This window comes from Streptomyces sp. ISL-43, from assembly GCF_018614195.1.
GTDB lineage: Bacteria > Actinomycetota > Actinomycetes > Streptomycetales > Streptomycetaceae > Streptomyces.
Map to the genome: position 1 here is coordinate 28,274 of NZ_JAGGOT010000081.1, position 17,246 is coordinate 45,519.

At 71.9% G+C, this 17,246-nt stretch carries 16 protein-coding genes; 9 read left to right on the plus strand and 7 right to left on the minus strand.

Going from position 1 to position 17,246, the window contains the following annotated elements; genetic code table 11:
• Window positions 1-2 precede the first annotated feature (2 nt).
• Together J7F03_RS36250 and J7F03_RS36255 are read right to left on the minus strand one after the other, a co-directional pair.
• A complete protein-coding gene (locus tag J7F03_RS36250; RefSeq protein WP_214957138.1) occupies window positions 3-1,028 on the minus strand; it encodes an aldo/keto reductase in 1,026 nt (341 codons plus the stop codon).
• Complete coding sequence (locus J7F03_RS36255; RefSeq protein ID WP_251073021.1) at window positions 1,025-1,441, minus strand: MerR family transcriptional regulator; 417 nt, start codon at window positions 1,439-1,441, stop codon at window positions 1,025-1,027. The genes J7F03_RS36250 and J7F03_RS36255 overlap by 4 nt, the downstream gene beginning before the upstream one ends.
• 61 nt (window positions 1,442-1,502) lie before the next feature.
• Between J7F03_RS36255 and J7F03_RS36260 the strand changes: the two genes are divergently transcribed.
• Window positions 1,503-2,333: a serine hydrolase gene (locus J7F03_RS36260; RefSeq protein ID WP_214957243.1), complete on the plus strand. Its 831-nt coding sequence runs from the start codon at window positions 1,503-1,505 to the stop codon at window positions 2,331-2,333.
• Here J7F03_RS36260 and J7F03_RS36265 read toward each other — a convergent pair.
• A complete protein-coding gene (locus tag J7F03_RS36265) occupies window positions 2,330-3,001 on the minus strand; it encodes a pirin family protein (RefSeq protein WP_214957142.1) in 672 nt (223 codons plus the stop codon). The genes J7F03_RS36260 and J7F03_RS36265 overlap by 4 nt on opposite strands.
• A gap of 82 nt (window positions 3,002-3,083) precedes the next feature.
• Between J7F03_RS36265 and J7F03_RS36270 the strand changes: the two genes are divergently transcribed.
• The 5 genes from J7F03_RS36270 to fabF all read left to right on the plus strand — a co-directional run bounded on the left by J7F03_RS36270 (window position 3,084) and on the right by fabF (window position 7,992).
• Window positions 3,084-4,301, plus strand: coding sequence for a PucR family transcriptional regulator (locus tag J7F03_RS36270; protein WP_374104444.1), 1,218 nt, complete (start codon window positions 3,084-3,086; stop codon window positions 4,299-4,301).
• Window positions 4,302-4,390: 89 nt separating this feature from the next.
• Window positions 4,391-5,308, plus strand: coding sequence for an ACP S-malonyltransferase (locus J7F03_RS36275; RefSeq protein ID WP_214957144.1), 918 nt, complete (start codon window positions 4,391-4,393; stop codon window positions 5,306-5,308).
• 19 nt (window positions 5,309-5,327) lie between these two features.
• Window positions 5,328-6,332: a ketoacyl-ACP synthase III gene (locus J7F03_RS36280; protein WP_214957146.1), complete on the plus strand. Its 1,005-nt coding sequence runs from the start codon at window positions 5,328-5,330 to the stop codon at window positions 6,330-6,332.
• A gap of 66 nt (window positions 6,333-6,398) precedes the next feature.
• Window positions 6,399-6,647 carry an acyl carrier protein gene (locus J7F03_RS36285; RefSeq protein WP_214957148.1) on the plus strand — a complete coding sequence of 83 codons (249 nt, stop codon included), beginning with the start codon at window positions 6,399-6,401 and terminating at the stop codon, window positions 6,645-6,647.
• A gap of 79 nt (window positions 6,648-6,726) precedes the next feature.
• Window positions 6,727-7,992, plus strand: coding sequence for a beta-ketoacyl-ACP synthase II (gene fabF, locus J7F03_RS36290; RefSeq protein ID WP_214957150.1), 1,266 nt, complete (start codon window positions 6,727-6,729; stop codon window positions 7,990-7,992).
• A 62-nt stretch (window positions 7,993-8,054) separates the two neighbouring features.
• Here the strand turns inward: fabF and J7F03_RS36295 are convergent, their stop codons facing one another.
• Entirely contained in the window at window positions 8,055-8,549 is a 495-nt protein-coding gene (locus J7F03_RS36295; protein ID WP_112446277.1) for a DUF3145 domain-containing protein, read from the minus strand.
• Between the two features lie 250 nt (window positions 8,550-8,799).
• Here J7F03_RS36295 and J7F03_RS36300 point away from each other — a divergent pair, with 250 nt between their 5' ends.
• Window positions 8,800-9,705 (plus strand): SGNH/GDSL hydrolase family protein, encoded by a 906-nt coding sequence (locus J7F03_RS36300; protein ID WP_214957153.1) that lies wholly within the window; start codon window positions 8,800-8,802, stop codon window positions 9,703-9,705.
• 90 nt (window positions 9,706-9,795) lie between these two features.
• On the opposite strand, the gene J7F03_RS36305 is transcribed toward J7F03_RS36300, so the two are convergent.
• Window positions 9,796-12,264 (minus strand): beta-glucosidase, encoded by a 2,469-nt coding sequence (locus tag J7F03_RS36305; protein WP_214957155.1) that lies wholly within the window; start codon window positions 12,262-12,264, stop codon window positions 9,796-9,798.
• A 185-nt stretch (window positions 12,265-12,449) separates the two neighbouring features.
• Here J7F03_RS36305 and J7F03_RS36310 point away from each other — a divergent pair, with 185 nt between their 5' ends.
• Window positions 12,450-13,025: a TetR/AcrR family transcriptional regulator gene (locus J7F03_RS36310; protein ID WP_214957157.1), complete on the plus strand. Its 576-nt coding sequence runs from the start codon at window positions 12,450-12,452 to the stop codon at window positions 13,023-13,025.
• A gap of 70 nt (window positions 13,026-13,095) precedes the next feature.
• Window positions 13,096-13,845: a carbon-nitrogen hydrolase family protein gene (locus J7F03_RS36315; protein ID WP_251073022.1), complete on the plus strand. Its 750-nt coding sequence runs from the start codon at window positions 13,096-13,098 to the stop codon at window positions 13,843-13,845.
• Window positions 13,846-13,890: 45 nt separating this feature from the next.
• On the opposite strand, the gene J7F03_RS36320 is transcribed toward J7F03_RS36315, so the two are convergent.
• Both J7F03_RS36320 and J7F03_RS36325 read right to left on the minus strand, forming a co-directional pair.
• Window positions 13,891-15,558, minus strand: coding sequence for a DUF2142 domain-containing protein (locus J7F03_RS36320; protein WP_214957159.1), 1,668 nt, complete (start codon window positions 15,556-15,558; stop codon window positions 13,891-13,893).
• Between the two features lie 13 nt (window positions 15,559-15,571).
• Entirely contained in the window at window positions 15,572-17,224 is a 1,653-nt protein-coding gene (locus tag J7F03_RS36325; protein WP_214957161.1) for a hypothetical protein, read from the minus strand.
• Window positions 17,225-17,246 lie beyond the last annotated feature (22 nt).

Below are 17,246 nucleotides of genomic sequence, written 5' to 3' on the forward strand. Positions count from 1 at the left end.
GGTCAGCGGGCCTCGCGGGCCGCCGACGTGGAGGACATGTCCGGGTAGCGGTCACCCGCGACCCGGCCCGCGATCGGCTCCAGGAGCGCCAGCTCGGCTGCCGTCAGGACGATCCGGGTCGCCGCCGTGTTCTCCGCGAGCCGCTCCGGCCTGCGCGTGCCGGGGATCGGGACCACCGTCAGCCCGTGTACCGCCGACCGCTGCTGCACCCACGCCAGCGCGATCTGCCCCGGCGTGGCCTCCCGCGCCGCCGCGATCTCCCGTACGGGCGCCAGCAGCGCCGCGTTCGCCTTCGCGTTGTCGCCCGTGAAGCGGGGCTGGTACTGCCGGTAGTCGCCGGCCGTCAGCTCCGTCGTCGCGTCCGTGAACGCGCCGGTCAGGAAGCCGCGCCCGAGCGGGGAGTACGGCACGAGCGCCACTCCGAGCTCCGCCGCCGCGCCCACCGCGCTGCGCTCCACGTCCCGGCTGAAGAGCGACCACTCGGACTGGAGCGCCGCGATCGGGTGCACGGCGTGCGCCTCGCGCAGCTCGGCTCCGGTCACCTCGCTCAGCCCGAGGTGGCGCACCTTCCCCTCCCGGACCAACTCCGCCATCGCTCCCACCGATTCGGCGAACGGCACGACCGGATCGTGCCGGTGCATGTAGTACAGGTCGATCACCTCGGTCCCGAGCCTGCGCAGGCTGTCCTCCACCGCCTGCCGGACGTACGCCGCGTCGTTGCGGATGCCCCGGTACACCGGGTCGTCGGTGCGCTCGATGGCGAACTTCGTGGCGAGGGTGATCTCTTCGCGGTGCGCGGCCACGAACGGCGCGAGGAACTCCTCGTTCGCGCCCCGCCCGTAGACGTCGGCGGTGTCGAAGAGGGTGACCCCGGCGGCCAGCGCCGCGTCGAGGGTCCGGCGGGCGACCGCCTCGTCCGTGTCCCCGTAGAACTCGCTCATGCCCATGCAGCCGAGGCCCTGGACGCCCACCAGCGGGCCGCCCTTGCCCAGTTCGGCCTTCTCGATCTCCACCGTGTTCCCGGTCATGTCCTGCCTGCCTCTTCCGCGACGGTGCACATCGCAACGGTGCTCATCGAATACGTGTCGATCTTGTAGTCCAGTACGGCGAGCGCGTCGCCCAGTTCCGCGATCCGCGCCCGTACCTCGCGGCGCGTGCGTTCCAGCAGTTCGCGCCGCTGGTCGACGGTGTGCGCGCCCTCGCGGACCAGTTCCGCGTACCGGACCATGTCCGCCACCGACATCCCGGTGGCGCGCAGTTTGCCCACGAAGGCCAGCCAGTCGAGGTCCTTGTCGCTGAAGCGGCGCTGGCCCGAGTGCGAGCGGTCCACGTGCGGCATGAGGCCGATCCGCTCGTACCAGCGCAGCGTGTGCTGGGTCAGACCGGTCCGGGCCTCGACCTCGCTGATCGTGTAACGCGTCTGCGTCTGCGTCAGGCTCATGGCCACCACGCTAAAACCTTGGAGTGCACTCCAAGCAAGTAGGCTCGGCCGCATGGAGAGCATGCAGAGTCTGCGGACCATCGAGAACTGGCCGGTTCCGACCGCCGCGGCCGCCGTGGTCCGCGCCGACGGGACCGTACTGGGCACCCACGGCCCGGTGGACCACCGCTTCGCCCTGGCCTCCGTCACCAAGCCGCTCGCCGCCTACGCCGCCCTCGTCGCCTACGAGGAGGGCGCGATCGAGCTGGACGAGCCGGCCGGGCCCGAGGGCTCCACGGTCCGCCACCTGCTGGCGCACACCAGCGGGCTGGCCTTCGACGAGCACCGCGTGACCTCCCCGCCCGGACAGCGCCGCCTGTACTCGAACGCCGGCTTCGAGGTGCTCGGCGACCACATCGCGAAGGCCACCGGGATCGCCTTCGCCGAGTACCTGCACCAGGCCGTCTTCGAACCGCTGGGCATGGCGTCGACCAGCCTGGACGGCTCCCCCGCCAAGGACGGCGTCTCCACCGTCGGCGACCTCGTGCGCTTCGCCGCCGAACTCCAGCAGCCCCGGCTGCTGGACGTCCGCACCGTCGCCGAGGCCACCGCCGTGGTCCACCCCGGCCTCAAGGGCGTCCTGCCCGGCTACGGCCACCAGTCCCCCAACGACTGGGGCCTCGGCCTGGAGATCCGCGACGGGAAGGCCCCGCACTGGACGGGTGCCGGCTCCTCGCCGCGCACCTTCGGGCACTTCGGGCAGGCCGGGACCTTCCTGTGGGTGGACCCGGACGCGCGCGCCGCGTGCGTGGCGCTGACCGACCGCCCCTTCGGCCCGTGGGCCGTGGAGGCCTGGCCCGCGTTCACCGACGCGGTGCTCGCCGAGCTCGGCGAGCTCGGCGAGCTCGGCTAGGGAAGTTCCCAGATCAGCAGCTCGCCCGGGGAGCCGGCGACGAGCTCCACGTCCGGCTCGCCGGTGATCCGCAGCGAGTCGCCGGGGCCGATCTCCTCGCCGTCATCGCCCTTTTCGCCGTCCAGGCGCAGGTCTCCCCGTACGACGTGCACGTACACGCGCTCGGCCGCCGGTACGGCGACCCGCTCGCCCGCGCCCGGACGCCGTACGTGCAGGACGGCCCCGGCAGCCGGCACCGCGTAGGGCGTGCTGTCGGCGATGCCCCTGACCAGGGCGTACGAGGGCTCCCCGGACGGGTCGAGCGGCGCGAGCCACATCTGGACGAAGCGCAGCGGCCCGGGGCCGTCGTTGCGCTCGACGTGGCGCGTACCGGACGCGGCACCGAGGTGCTGTACGTCGCCGGGCCGCACCAGGGTGGCGGCCCCCGTGCCGTCGCGGTGGGTGAGCTCGCCCTCGGCCACCCAGGTCACGATCTCGGTGTGGCTGTGGGGGTGCTCGTCGAAGCCGGCGCCGGGGGCGAGGATCTCCTCGTTGCACGCCATGACCGGGCCGAAGCGCAGGTTGTCCGGGTCGTAGTGGGGCCCGAAGGAGAAGGCGTGCCGGGTGGCGATCCCGGCTTCCCGATCCCCGCCCTCGTACCGGTCGGCGCCTCGGCGTACATCAATCATGAGGGCCACCGTAGCCCCCGGGCCGGGCGGCGCCCGCGGTACCGGACACCGCGCGGGCTTCCCGATAAGGCAGTCTTGTCACGTGCCCCAACCCGAACGTGAGCATTCCCCCGCGATCCATTCCGCGCATCCGGCTCCCGCCCATCCGCATTCCGCGACGCTGCGGCGGCTCGAGAAGTCCTCCGGCCGGCTCGCCGCCAACGCCATCGCGCGCATGGACGAGACCCTGCCGTGGTACCGGGCGATGCCACCGGAGAACCGGTCCTGGATCGGCCTGGTCGCCCAGGCCGGCATCGCCGCGTTCACCGAGTGGTTCCGGCACCCGGAGACCCCGCAGGCGATCTCCACCGACGTCTTCGGGACGGCTCCGCGGGAGCTGACCCGGGCGATCACCCTGCGCCAGACCGTCGAGATGGTGCGGACCACGATCGAGGTCATGGAGACCGCGATCGACGAGGTCGCGGCGCCCGGCGACGAGTCGATCCTGCGCGAGGCGCTGCTGGTGTACGCCCGGGAGATCGCCTTCGCGACCGCCCAGGTGTACGCGCAGGCCGCCGAGGCCCGGGGGGCGTGGGACGCCCGGCTGGAGTCGCTGGTCGTCAACGCGGTGCTCTCCGGGGAGGCCGACGAGGGCGCCCTGTCCCGGGCGGCGGCGCTCGGCTGGAACTCCCCGGACCACGTGTGCGTGGTGCTGGGCACCGCGCCGGAGGGCGACAGCGAGCTGACGGTCGAAGCGATCCGGCGCGCGGCCCGCCACCACAAGCTGCAGGTCCTCACCGGTGTGCTCGGCGACCGGCTCGTGGTCATCGCGGGCGGCAGCGACAATCCGATGCAGGTCGCGAAGTCCTTGATCGGGCCGTTCGCGGCGGGTCCCGTGGTGGCAGGCCCGGTCGTCCCGGACCTGCTGAACGCCACGAAGTCCGCGCAGGCCGCGGCCGCCGGGCTCAAGGCCTGCACGGCCTGGCAGGACGCTCCGCGGCCGGTGCTGGCGGACGATCTCCTGCCCGAGCGCGCGATCGCCTCGGACCCTTCGGCTCGCGAGCAGCTGGTGGAGGAGATCTACAGACCACTGGAGGAGGCCGGTTCGGCACTCCTGGAGACGCTCAGCGTCTATCTGGAGCAGGCGAGCAGCCTCGAAGGCGCAGCTCGGATGCTGTTCGTGCACCCGAACACCGTGCGCTACCGGCTGCGACGTGTGACGGACGTCACCGGCTGGTCGCCCTCAGATGTCCGTTCCGCGTTCACTCTGCGAATCGCCCTGATCCTCGGGCGTCTGGCCGACGGCGATCCGCAGTCCTAGACTTTTGTCGGACATCAACAATTACCCCGAAGGTTCTTCGTCCCTGTCCCCACGGGCGGCGCGGACCGAACACAAGAGAGAGTGTGAGGGTGCTCGTACTCGTCGCTCCCGGCCAAGGCGCACAGACGCCCGGCTTCCTGACTCCCTGGCTCGAACTGCCCGGCGCCGCTGACCGCGTCGCCGGCTGGTCGGACGCCATCGGGCTCGACCTTGCCCACTACGGCACGAAGGCCGACGCGGACGAGATCCGCGACACGGCCGTGGCGCAGCCCCTGCTGGTTGCCGCCGGTCTGCTTTCCGCGTCCGAGCTCGGCGCACGCACCGCCTTCGGTGCCGTCGCGGGCCACAGCGTCGGCGAGATCACCGCCGCCGCCTACGCCGGCGTACTGTCCGACACGGACGCGCTGTCCTTCGTACGCACCCGGGGGCTCGGCATGGCCGAGGCCGCGGCGATCACCGCTACGGGCATGGCGGCGATCCTCGGCGGTGAGCCGGACGTCGTCGTGGCCCACCTGGAGAAGCTGGGTCTGACCCCGGCGAACGTCAACGGCGCGGGCCAGATCGTCGCCGCGGGGACCATGGAGCAGATCGCGGCCCTGGAGGCCGAGAAGCCCGAGGGTTCCATGAAGGTCGTCGCCCTCAAGGTCGCGGGCGCCTTCCACACGCACCACATGGCTCCGGCGGTCACCGGCCTGGAGAAGGCCGCAGCGGCCCTCACCCCGGCCGACCCGGCGCTGAAGTACGTATCGAACAAGGATGGTCAGGTCGTGACCACGGGCGCCGACGTCGTCGCCCGGCTGGTCGGCCAGGTGGCCAATCCGGTCCGCTGGGACCTGTGCATGGAGACGTTCGCCGAACTGGGCGTCACGGGGATCATCGAGCTGTCTCCCGGTGGCACCCTGACGGGTCTGGCCAAGCGCGCGCTGAAGGGCGTACCGAGCGTGGCCCTCCGGACCCCGGACGATCTCGAGAAGGCCGCGGCGCTCGTCGCCGAGCACGCGGCCTGAGAGAAGGAGCCCACACAGCATGTCGAAGATCAAGCCTGCCAAGGGCTCCCCGTACGCCCGCATCCTCGGTGTGGGCGGCTACCGCCCTGTCCGCGTGGTGCCCAACGAGGTCATCCTCGAGACCATCGACTCGTCCGACGAGTGGATCCGATCCCGTTCGGGCATCGCGACACGGCACTGGGCCTCGCCCGAGGAGACCGTCGCCGCGATGTCGGTGGAGGCCTCCGGCAAGGCGCTGGCCGCCGCCGGGATCGCGCCGGAGAAGATCGGCGCCGTGATCGTCTCGACGGTGTCGCACTTCAAGCAGACCCCGGCGGTCGCGACGGAGATCGCGCACCGCGTCGGCGCGGGCAAGCCCGCCGCGTTCGACATCTCCGCGGGCTGCGCCGGTTTCGGCTACGGTCTGACTCTGGCCAAGGGCCTGGTGGTGGACGGCTCCGCGGAGTACGTCCTCGTCATCGGCGTGGAGCGGCTCTCGGACCTCACCGATCTGGAGGACCGTGCGACGGCCTTCCTGTTCGGTGACGGCGCGGGTGCCGTGGTCGTCGGCCCCTCGGACGAGCCGGCCATCGGCCCCACGGTGTGGGGTTCGGAGGGCGACAAGTCCGAGACCATCAAGCAGACCGTGCCGTGGGACGAGTACCGCAGCACGGACAGCGCCGAGAAGTTTCCGGCCATCACGCAGGAGGGTCAGGCGGTCTTCCGCTGGGCCGTCTTCGAGATGGCCAAGGTGGCCCAGCAGGCGCTCGACGCAGCCGGGATCACCGCCGATGACCTGGACGTCTTCATTCCGCACCAGGCAAACATGCGGATCATCGACTCGATGGTGAAGACTCTGAAGCTGCCGGAGCACGTCACGGTCGCCCGTGACGTCGAAACCACCGGCAACACCTCGGCCGCCTCGATCCCGCTCGCTATGGAGCGGCTCCTGGCGACCGGAGCGGCGAAGAGCGGCGACACCGCGCTCGTCATCGGCTTCGGGGCGGGACTCGTCTACGCCGCGACGGTCGTTACCCTCCCCTAGGGTCCGGGATCCCTTTTCCCGTCCCTGTTCCACCCAGTACTCCAGTACCCAATGAAGGAGCGCCACATGGCCTACACCCAGGACGAGATCGTCGAAGGTCTCGCCGAGATCGTCAACGAGATCGCCGGCATCCCGACCGAGGACGTCCAGCTCGAGAAGTCCTTCACCGACGACCTGGACGTCGACTCGCTGTCCATGGTCGAGGTCGTCGTCGCCGCCGAAGAGCGCTTCGAGGTGAAGATCCCGGACGAGGACGTCAAGGGTCTCAAGACCGTCGGCGACGCCGCGAGCTACATCCTCAAGCACCAGGCCTGAGCCTGACGAGCGTTTGTCGCCACCTGGCGGTGGCGCCGTGACAATTCAGCACCCCCTGAGACGTGGAGAAAGAATTCCTGTGAGCCCGACCAATCGCACCGTGGTCGTCACCGGTATCGGCGCAACCACTCCGCTGGGTGGCGACAGCGCTTCGACCTGGGAAGGTCTGCTTGCCGGCCGCTCCGGCGTAAAGCCCCTCGAGGGTGAGCGCTTCGCCGAACTCCCGGTTCGTATCGCCGCCACGGCCGCCGTGGACCCGAGTGAGGTCCTGCCCCGGCCACTGGCCCGCAAGCTGGACCGCTCGGCCCAGTTCGCGATCATCGCGGCCCGCGAGGCGTGGGCCGACGCCGGTTACACCGCTCCGGCGGGCGAGGACGCGGCGATCGCGCCCGAGCGCCTGGGCACCGTCATCGCCTCCGGCATCGGCGGCGTGACCACCCTGCTCGACCAGTACGACGTACTGAAGGAAAAGGGTGTGCGCCGGGTCTCCCCGCACACCGTCCCCATGCTCATGCCCAACGGCCCGTCGGCCAACGTCGGCCTGGAGGTCAACGCCCGTGCGGGCGTGCACACTCCGGTCAGCGCCTGCGCCTCCGGCGCCGAGGCCATCGGCTACGCCGTCGAGATGATCCGCAGCGGCCGTGCCGACGTGGTCGTCGCGGGCGGCACCGAGGCGGCGATCCACCCGCTGCCGATCGCCGCGTTCGCCAACATGATGGCGATGTCCAAGAACAACGAGCACCCCGAGCAGGCCTCGCGCCCCTACGACAAGGGCCGCGACGGCTTCGTCCTCGGCGAGGGCGCCGGTGTCGTGATCCTGGAGTCCGCCGAGCACGCCGCCGCGCGTGGCGCCCGGGTCTACTGCGAGGTGCTGGGCCAGGGTCTGTCCGCGGACAGCCACCACATCGCGCAGCCGGAGCCGACCGGCCGCGGTGTCGCGGCCGCCGTGCAGAACCTGCTCGACAACACGGGCCTCGACCCGGCCGAGCTGGTCCACCTGAACGCACACGCCACGTCCACCCCGCAGGGTGACACGGCCGAGCTGAAGGCCCTGCGCAAGGTGCTGGGCGACGACCTCGACCACATCGCGATCTCGGCGACCAAGTCGATGACCGGTCACCTCCTGGGTGGCGCGGGCGGCATCGAGACCGTCGCGACGGTGCTGGCGCTGTACCACCGCCTCGCCCCGCCGACGATCAACATCGACGAGCTGGACGACGACATCGACGCGGACATCGTGCGCGGCGAGCCCCGCAAGCTCCCGGCCGACGGTCCGATCTCCGCGATCAACAACTCCTTCGGCTTCGGCGGCCACAACGTCACGCTGGCGTTCCGCACCGTCTGACCGAGGCTCACACAGAAGGCCCACCCGGGTGATTCCGGGTGGGCCTTCTGCATGTTCGGCGCTCAGACGACCTGGTGGAGCCAGCGGACCGGCGCGCCCTCGCCCGCGTAGCGGAAGGGTTCGAGCTCGTCGTCCCAGGGTTTGCCGAGCAGTTTGGCGATCTCCGCCTCCAGGTCGGTCTCGCCGCGCGAGGACCGGGCGAGGGCGGCGCGCAGCCGGTCCTCGGGGATCAGGATGTCGCCGTGCATGCCGGTGACGGCGTGGAAGATGCCGAGCTGCGGGGTGGAGCTGTAGCGCTCGCCCTCGGCGGTCGGGCAGGGTTCCGCGGTCACTTCGAAGCGGAGCAGGTGCCAGCCTCTCAGGGCGGAGGCGAGTTTCGATGCGGTGCCCGCCTCGGCCTGCCAGGAGAACTCGGCTCTCCAGGTGCCCGGGGAGGCGGGCTGACGGATCCAGTCGAGGTTCACCCGCACCCCGAGCACCCCCGCAACAGCCCATTCCACGTGCGGGCAGAGCGCGCGCGGTGCGGAGTGCACGTACAAGACTCCACGTGTCGTCACCGGGACCTCCAGTGTGGGACGAGGTCGGGAATAAACTCCAGAAAACGGACAGTATGTGACGTGATGTAATGTAACGGAAATTATTTGACATTGCGTTGCGGGACTTGCGGCCGAAACGCCACGGGAAAAAGCTACCGTGCGCCAGGGGTCATGGTGTGACGTACCGTCGCTCCAAGGCCCGTAATCACAGAGCATTCACTCAGCAGGACGCCCCCGAAGGACGCGGGGCGACGAAGGAGGGACCTCCCGCATGCGCACCACCGCCCCGCGCCGCCGCGCGCGCAGGACGCGTCCGGGCGCGGGCGCGATGGCCGCCCTCCTGCTCGTGGCGGCGGGTGCGCTCGGCGGGTGTTCGGCGGACGGGGCCGAGCCCGCGGGTGAGCGGGGGGCGCAGGCCGCGCCCCGGTGGAACACCGCGCCCACCTCGGTCGCCGCCGTCGGCGACTCCATCACGCGCGGTTTCGACGCCTGTTCGGTGCTGGCCGACTGCCCGGAGGTCTCCTGGGCCACCGGCGACGACCCCGAGGTCCACTCGCTGGCCGCCCGGCTGCTCGGGGAGGCCGAGGCGCCCACGCGCAGCTGGAACTACGCGGTGACCGGCTCCCGGATGGCCGACCTGCCGGGGCAGCTGGCCTCGGCGGCCGCGCACAAACCCGGCCTGGTCACGGTGATGGTGGGCTCGAACGACGCCTGCCGGCCGTCGGCTTCGTCGATGACCGCGGTGGCCGCCTTCCGCGAAGGCTTCGAGAAGTCGCTCGCCGCCCTGCGGGCCGCCTCGCCCACCTCGCAGGTGTACGTCTCCAGCGTCCCGGACCTCCAGCGGCTGTGGGAGCAGGGCAAGGACGACCCGATGGTGCGGCGGATCTGGAAGCTCGGGATCTGCCAGTCGATGCTCGCCGAGCCCACCTCCGAGGGCGCCGGGGCGACCGCCCGGCGCGAGCAGGTGCGGGCGCGCGTGGTCGAGTACAACGAGGTGCTGCGCGGGGTCTGCGGGAAGGACCCGCTGTGCCGCTACGACGGCGGCGCGGTGTTCCAGTACCCCTTCTCGGCAGAGCAGTTGAGCCGCTGGGACTGGTTCCACCCGGGCAAGGACGGGCAGGCGCGGCTCGCGGAACTGGCGCACCGACAGGTGACCTCCGCCGAGCCTCCACGTTGACGCCGGGGGACATGTGGGACCGGGGGCGGGTGTCAGGGCCCGCCCCCGGTCCGGCTTTTGAATCACCTCAGCATGGGTGATTTCCGGCCATTACAGGTTGAGGGTCGCCGTCAGCCGGGTGTCGCCGTGCGAGCGGCTCGCGCGGACCTCGTAGCCGCCGCCGATCCGCTGCCAGGCGCGGGAGTCCTCGTCCCAGATCTCGAAGGCGCGCTCGGGCAGGGCGATCTCCACGTCGACGCTCTCGCCGGGGCCGGCGCTCACGCTCGCGAAGCCGGCCAGCCAGCTCGCCGGGCGCTCGGCAGTGTCGTCGACGGGGGCCAGGTAGACCTGGACGGTCTCGCGGCCCGGCCGGGTGCCGGTGTTGGTGACGCGCACCGTCGCGGCCGCCGGGGTGGCCTCCAGGGACTCGTACGCCCAGTCCGTGTAGCCGAGGCCGTGCCCGAAGGGGAAGGCGGGGACGATCCCCTGCTTCTCGTACGCCCGGTAGCCGATGAAGAGCCCCTCGCGGTATTCGAGGCGCCCCTCGGCCGGGACGACCTCGGTGACCGGCGCGTCCGCGAACTCCGCGGGCCAGGTCGTGGGCAGCCGCCCGCCCGGCTCGGCGTCACCGAGGAGTACGTCGGCCAGCGCGGCCCCGCCCTCCTGCCCGGGGAACCAGGTCAGCAGGACCGCGGCGACCTCCTCGCGCCACGGGAGTTCCACGGGGGAGCCGGCGTTGACGACGACCACGGTGTTCGGGTTGACGGCGGCGACGGCCCGGACCAGGTCGTCCTGACGGCCCGGGAGGGTGAGGTCCTTGCGGTCGAAGCCCTCGGACTCCACCCGCTCGGTGGTGGCGACGACCACGACGGCGGTGTCCGCGGAGCGTGCCGCCTCCACGGCTTCGGCGATGAGCTCGTCGGCGGAGCGCCGCGGGCCGAGGTGGAGGAAGGAGAACATGATCGCCTTGAGCGGCAGGGCGGTCACGTCGGGGACCTGGTAGGTCAGTGAGACCTCGACGGCCTCGCCCTCGGCGAGGGTGACCCGGGCCCGCTCGCTGGGGGCGCCGAAGAAGGCTTCGAAGGGGTCGGCCTCGTTGCCCATCGCCTGGACGCCCTCCCAGCGGACCTCGCCGCCGACGGCGAGGGTGAAGGCGCCGAGTCCGCGGGTGCCGAAAGCGTGCTCGCCGCTCTCGCGCGGGACGTACGTACCGACGACCTCGATGCTCGCCATCGTCTCGTAGCCGACGCCCTCTGGCAGGTCGTCACCGATCCACTGGACCTGGCCGGTCGGCAGCGAGCCCGTGCCGAGGACGGCGCCGGAGGCGTCGCGGCAGATCGCGCGGAGCTCGAAGCCCTTGTCGGCGGGGGTGAGTTCGTCGCTGGAGTCGGCCCCGACGCTGTAGGTCAGGGATACCTGCGACAGGCCGGCCAGGGCGGCGGTCAGACCGTCCAGCGGGGAGACGATCCGCTCGGGGAAGACGGTGGCGGAACCGCCGCCGAGGACGCGGGCGTCACGGGCGGCGGCGCCGATGAGGGCGACGGTCCGGCCGGCGGAGGTGTCGAGCGGCAGGGCCCGCTCCTCGCCGGACACGGTCTCGTTGCGGACGAGGACGAAGCCGCGGGCGGCGATCTCGCGGGCCAGCGCCTGGCCGTCGATCGGGGCCGGGACCTCGCCGACGACGGCGGGGGCGCCTTCCAGGATGCCGACGCGGGCGGCGAGGCGCAGGACGTTGCGCACGGCCTCGTCGACGGCGGACTCCGGTACCTCACCGGCGCGGACGGCGTCGGCGAGCGGTGCGCCGTAGACGGTGACGGGGCCGGGCATGGCCACGTCGAGGCCGCCGAGGATGTCGCCGGTGGTGGAGCGGGCGGCCATCCAGTCGGAGACGTTGTACCCGTCGAAGCCCCACTCGGCGCGCAGGACCTCGTTGACGAGGTGGGTGTGCTCGGTCATCGTCACGCCGTTGACCTGGTTGTACGCCGTCATGATGCCCCAGGGGTGGGCGTTGGCGACGATGGCCTCGAAGGGCGCGAGGTACAGCTCGCGCAGCGGGCGCGGAGCGATGACGCTGTCGACGGTGAACCGCTCGGTCTCGGCGTCGTTGCCGACGAAGTGCTTGACGGTGGTGCCGACCCCGCCGTCCTGGACGCCGTTCACGTAGCCGCTGCCGACCGCGCCGGTGAGGTACGGGTCCTCGGAGTAGCACTCGAAGTGCCGGCCGCCGAGCGGAGAGCGGTGCAGGTTGACGGTGGGCGCGAGGAGGACGTGGACGCCCTTGCGGCGGGCCTCCTGGGCCAGGAGGCGGCCGGCCCGGCGGGCGAGCGCGGGGTCCCAGGCGGCAGCGAGCGCGGTCGGGGAGGGCAGCGCGATGGAGGGGTCGTCGGCGGTCCAGCGCACGCCGCGCACCCCGATGGGGCCGTCGGACATGACCAGGGACTTCAGGCCGATCTCGGGGACGGCGGGCAGCGACCACATGTCCTGGCCGGCCAGCAGCCGGGCCTTGGTGTCGAGATCCAGCTTGCCCAGCGCCGCCTCTACGACGTCGTTGCGGACCTGATCGGCATCGGTCACGGCCATGCCTCCTCGTTGAGTGCAGGTAGGTGAGTGCGTGGCCGCGCGTCCGCCGTGCGGGGCGGCTGCGCGGTGCGGCTGGCTCCATCGTGGACCGTTTGCCTGTAGATCGGTAGGGTTCGTAATCTGTTCGTGATAGAAAGATGCCGTACGGTCCTGCTGGCAGGCTGAGCGGAAGGGGCGTCGCGGCGATGGCCAGGGCGAGAAGTGAGGAACGGCGCGGGGAGATCGTCCACGCGGCCGTCGAGGTCATCGCGGAGCGCGGCTACCGCGGCGCTTCGCTGGGTGCGGTAGCCGAGCGCGTGGGGCTGACCCAGCAGGGGCTCCTGCACTACTTCCCGACCAAGGAGGCGCTGCTGGTCGCCGTCCTGGAGGAGCGCGACCGCTGGGACACCGGCGGCGGCAGCCGCGCCTCGGCTGGCACATGGCGCCTGGACCTGCTGGCCTCGCTGGTGGACTACAACGCCATGCGCCCGGGCATCGTGCAGACCTTCTCGGCACTGCTCGGCGAGAGCGTCACCGACGGCCACCCCGCGCGGGAATTCTTCACCGACAGGTACGCGCAGGTGCGCGGGGAGATGGCCGCGATGCTGCGCGCCGAGTTCGGCGAGCGCCTCCCCTCGGGCCTCACCCCCGAGGAGGCGGCCCCGCTGCTCGCCGCCGTGATGGACGGGCTCCAGTACCAGTGGCTGCTCGCCCCGGAATCCGTCGACATGCCCGCCGCCTTCCGGTCCTTCCTGACCCTGCTGCAGGGCCCGGCGGCCTGACCCCCTGCCCCTGCTCCCTGCCCCTGCTCCCCTACCCGGCCGCCCCTGACCGCGCGCGGACCCGGCTGGCATGCTGGAGCGCGTGAAGATCGCCGCCGCGCAGATGACCTGCGCCCCCGCCGACGTGCCCGCCAACGCCGAGCGCGCGGCCGCCCTCGCCGCTCGGGCCAGGGAGGAGGGCGCCGAGCTGGTGCTGTTCCCCGAGTTCACGCTGACCGGGTACGAACTGCCCGCTCTCGCCGCCGACCCCGGACTGTGGCTGACGGGCCCCGAGGATCCCCGGCTGGACCCGGTCCGGGCCGCCGGGATCGCCACCGCCGTCAACGTCGCGCTGCGCGGGGACGGCCCCCGGCCCCTCATCGCGACCCTGGTGCACGACGCGGCGGGCGCGCACGTGACGACGTACGCCAAGCAGCACCTCTTCCGCCAGGAGCAGGAGGTCTTCGCGGCGGGCGCGCGTCCGGGCCGGTTCGAACTCGGCGGAATCCGCTTCTCGCTGGGCATCTGCTACGACAACCACTTCGCGGACGTGCCCGGCGCGGGCGCGGCGGCCGGCTGCCGGGTGCACTTGGCGAGCTCGCTCTACGGGAGGGGCGACGGCGTCGGCGAGCGTGCCGGGGTCCACCCCGGGATCGCGCGGGACCACGGGATGTACGTGGCCCTGGCCAACCACGTCGGACCGGCGGGGCCGTGGACGGGATGCGGCGGCGCGGCCGTCTGGGCGCCGGGCGGGGAACTGCTGGCCGAGGCCGACGACCGCACGCCGTCGCTCGCCGTGGCGGACGTCCCGGCCGGTGTCCCGGAGCGGGCCCGCGCCTGACGGAGGCGTCCGGCGGACGCCGCCGCCGCGCGGGCCCGCACCGGGTCAGTGGACCGGTGTCACCCGCGCGCGGCGCCCGGTGTCAGTGTCCGTGTCAGTGCCGGATTCGGCCTCGGCCACGGTGCCGGTTCCGGCCTCGGTGCCGGTTCCGGTGTCCGTTCGGGCCGCGTGCGTCCCGTCGGGCAGCTCGGGCTCGTCGGCCACGCGGTCCCGCATCAGCGCCGGCACCACCAGGGCGAGCGCCGCCACCGTGTACACGCCGGTCCACAGCACCCAGCCACCGGGCGGAGCCCAGTGCGCCCCGGTCGGCAACCAGGAGCCCTTGATCCCGACGGCGAAGCGGCGCAGCACCCAGAAGAACGCCGCCGCGTTCGCCAGCGCGAGGCCCGCCACGGCGAAGCCGACCAGCCTGCGCGTGGGGAAACCCTTCTCCGGAATCCGGCTCGCGCAGATCAGCACCGCCATCAGCGGCAGACCCACGGCGAAGGGCAGCAGGTAGCGGCCCTGCCACACCATGCCGATCTTCTCCGCCTGCGAAGCCTGTGCGGCCACCGGCACCACCACGATCGCCACCAACATGCCGATCAGCGCCACCGCTTCCCGCTTGCGGCCGTACACCAGGCCCAGCACGGTGATCACCGCGAGCACGGCGAGCCAGACGTACCAGGTGAAGGCCGGAGCCGGGGTGTCCAGCCAGCCGAAATAGCCGAGCATCTGGTGGACGTACATCTCGGTGTACCCGAACGTCTTGCGGGCCGCTTCCGTCGTGGTGAGCCACCAGGGAACCTTGATCACCGAGTTGTCCGGGTGCGACGACGCCCAGAGCAGCGCGCCGGCCGTGGCGACGCCGAGCAGCCCCGTCCAGACCCACATCGCCTTGCGGCGGAGCACCGAGCGCAGCACGCCGCGCTCGGCCAGCAGCAGCCCGAAGAAGACCGCCCCCGCGAACCAGATCAGCCCGAGCGGCCGGATGTTGATCAGCACCAGGCCGCCGACGCCGACTCTGGCCAGCCGCCGGTTCAGCAACTGCGGATCGGGCGACATGAGGATCGACAGCAGGGCCGTCCACACCAGGATTCCGGCGGCGATCTCACCGCCGCTGGGGTTGACCATGCCGGCCATGAACAGAAGCATGGGCGTCGCCGCGGTGAAGACGCCGAGCAGGGCGAGCGAGCGCCCGCGCCGCCACTCGGCGGCCGTGACCACCGCGCCGGCCAGCAGTACCGAGCAGAGCAGGGCCGACATCAGGCGCATGAGGTACAGCCCGCTCGGACCCTCGACCAGCAGGCTCGGCCAGCCGGTCAGCAGGTAGTAGGCCGGGTGGTAGCGGCCGGCCGCGGTGGGGACCTCGACGATCGTGTCGGAGTCGCCGAGTGCGGGCGCGCAGGACGCGGGCGTGCCCGCGTGCCAGGCGTAGCACTCGTGGTGCTTGGGGAGCTCCTTGTACCACTCCGGGAGCCGCACGCCGGTCTCGGAGAACTCGCCCGGGATGCCTCCCACCACGTGCGGAACCATCACCTCGGTGCCGTTGATCTGGCCCCGGGCGACGGCCGCCGCCCGGATGAAGTGCGCGTGCTCGTCGGGGGAGGCTCCCAGGGGAGTGGCAGCGGACCAGGAGGCCGCGATGGTGAAGAAGAGGACGAAGCTGACGGCCCAGAGCCTCTTGGGGGTCCGGGCCGACCAGTCGGCCAGCCGCGTCAATGCGGAGATCATGTCGTCCTCGTGATCATCGGATGTAGGTCAGCCACGTCTGGTCGCCGTCCTTGGAGCACTTGTGCTCGGGGGCGAACTTAGGGCATTTGCCGTTTTGCTGGCGGATGGTGTGGGACACGTAGGGCAGGATCCGGTAGCTGCCGTCCTGGGCCGGCATGTACCGGTCGGCCATCGAGGACGAAACCGTACCGAGCAGGAGCAGCAGGGCGCAGAGGGTTCCGATGACGGCTCCCTCGCGGCCAGGGAAACCGCGGCCGGTCGTGGCCGTGTCCGCGCCCGTGTCCGCGCCCGTGTCCGCGGCTGCGCCCGTGCCCGCGGGGCGCCGTTGGGCCAGCCGCTGCGAGACCAGGTGGGCCACCAGCGCGGCCAGGATCATGCCGCAGTAGAGCAGCTGGTTGTTGGTGCGGGTGTACAGCTGGACCGTCTGCGTCTCGTACATGTTCGAGGCGATGTACATCCGCATCAGCCATGCGGATATGAACATCGCGGCGATGGTGACCACCAGCGGCTTGCGCAGGCCCAGCCAGATCGCGACGCCCAGACAGACGAAGGTCACGATGGCGAACAGCCCGACCCCGCCGAACTCCCCGGGCAGCGGCCAGTCGCCGACGTTGCCCGGCATGTCCGTGCGCCACATCAGGTAGTAGGCCGGGTCGGTGAAGTTGTCGAAGCGGAAGTTGAAGTCCTTGGTGTCCTGCCCCTCCGTCAGCATGACCACCAGGTACCGCCCGGCCACCGCCATGAAGGCGGCCAGGGTGGCGCCCATGAAGGCGGCGCCCTTGAGCCGGCCGGTCTTCCACGGGAAGTACAGGGCGGCGGCGAAGAACACCCCGGCCGCGCTCCACAGGAACCAGCCCGAGTAGGTGAGGAAGAGCACACCCAGCAGCGCGCCGAAGCCGGCGGCCTTGAGCAGCAGCGGCCGCCAGTTCTCCGTGCCGCTGCGGCGCAGCGCCACCACCATGGCCACCAGGACCGGCACCAGCACCACGAGGACCGTCTGTGCGTACGGCTTGTACGCGTCGATCAGCGCGAAGGCCGGCACGACGCCGAAGGCGAGCGCCCGGAGCGGGCTGAGCAGCATCCGCCAGGCGAAGTAGACGAGCGGTCCGAAGGCGGCGGCCCCGAGGATCTGGAGGTCCTTGAAGGCGTAGGCGGTGTTCCCGCCGTGGAACCACTCGGCGTAGTACCCGAGGGTGTAGAGCGGCGCGGGCGGGTAGACCGGGGAGCCCGACGGCTGGCCGTTGGCCACCGCGTGGGCCCACTCGACGATCCGGCCGCTGTCGCCGTTGAGGCCGAACATCGGCCACGGCGTTCCGTGGAGCGCGAGCACTGCGCCGGCCGCGACGAAACCGCTGGCCAGGCCCGCGAGGGCGGCCGCGGAGACGCGGGTGGCCAGGTCGAAGTGGCGTCCGCCGCGCAGCCGCATCGCCAGCACCACCGCGGCGATGAACAGCAGGCCGAGCAGTGCGAACCGGAACTGGATCGCGGCCAGGCCGCTGACCTGCGCGATGCGGTCCAGCGGGTCGAGCTCGAAGCCGAGCGCCAGCAGGGGAAGGGCGAGTGCGCCGGCGAAGGCCACGGCCGCTTCCAGCAGCAGCAGTGCGCCGCGGGAGCGGAGGAGGCGGCCGGGGCCCACGGGCGCCGACCCCTCGGTACTGACTGTCACTGAAAGTTGTCCCTACTGCTGG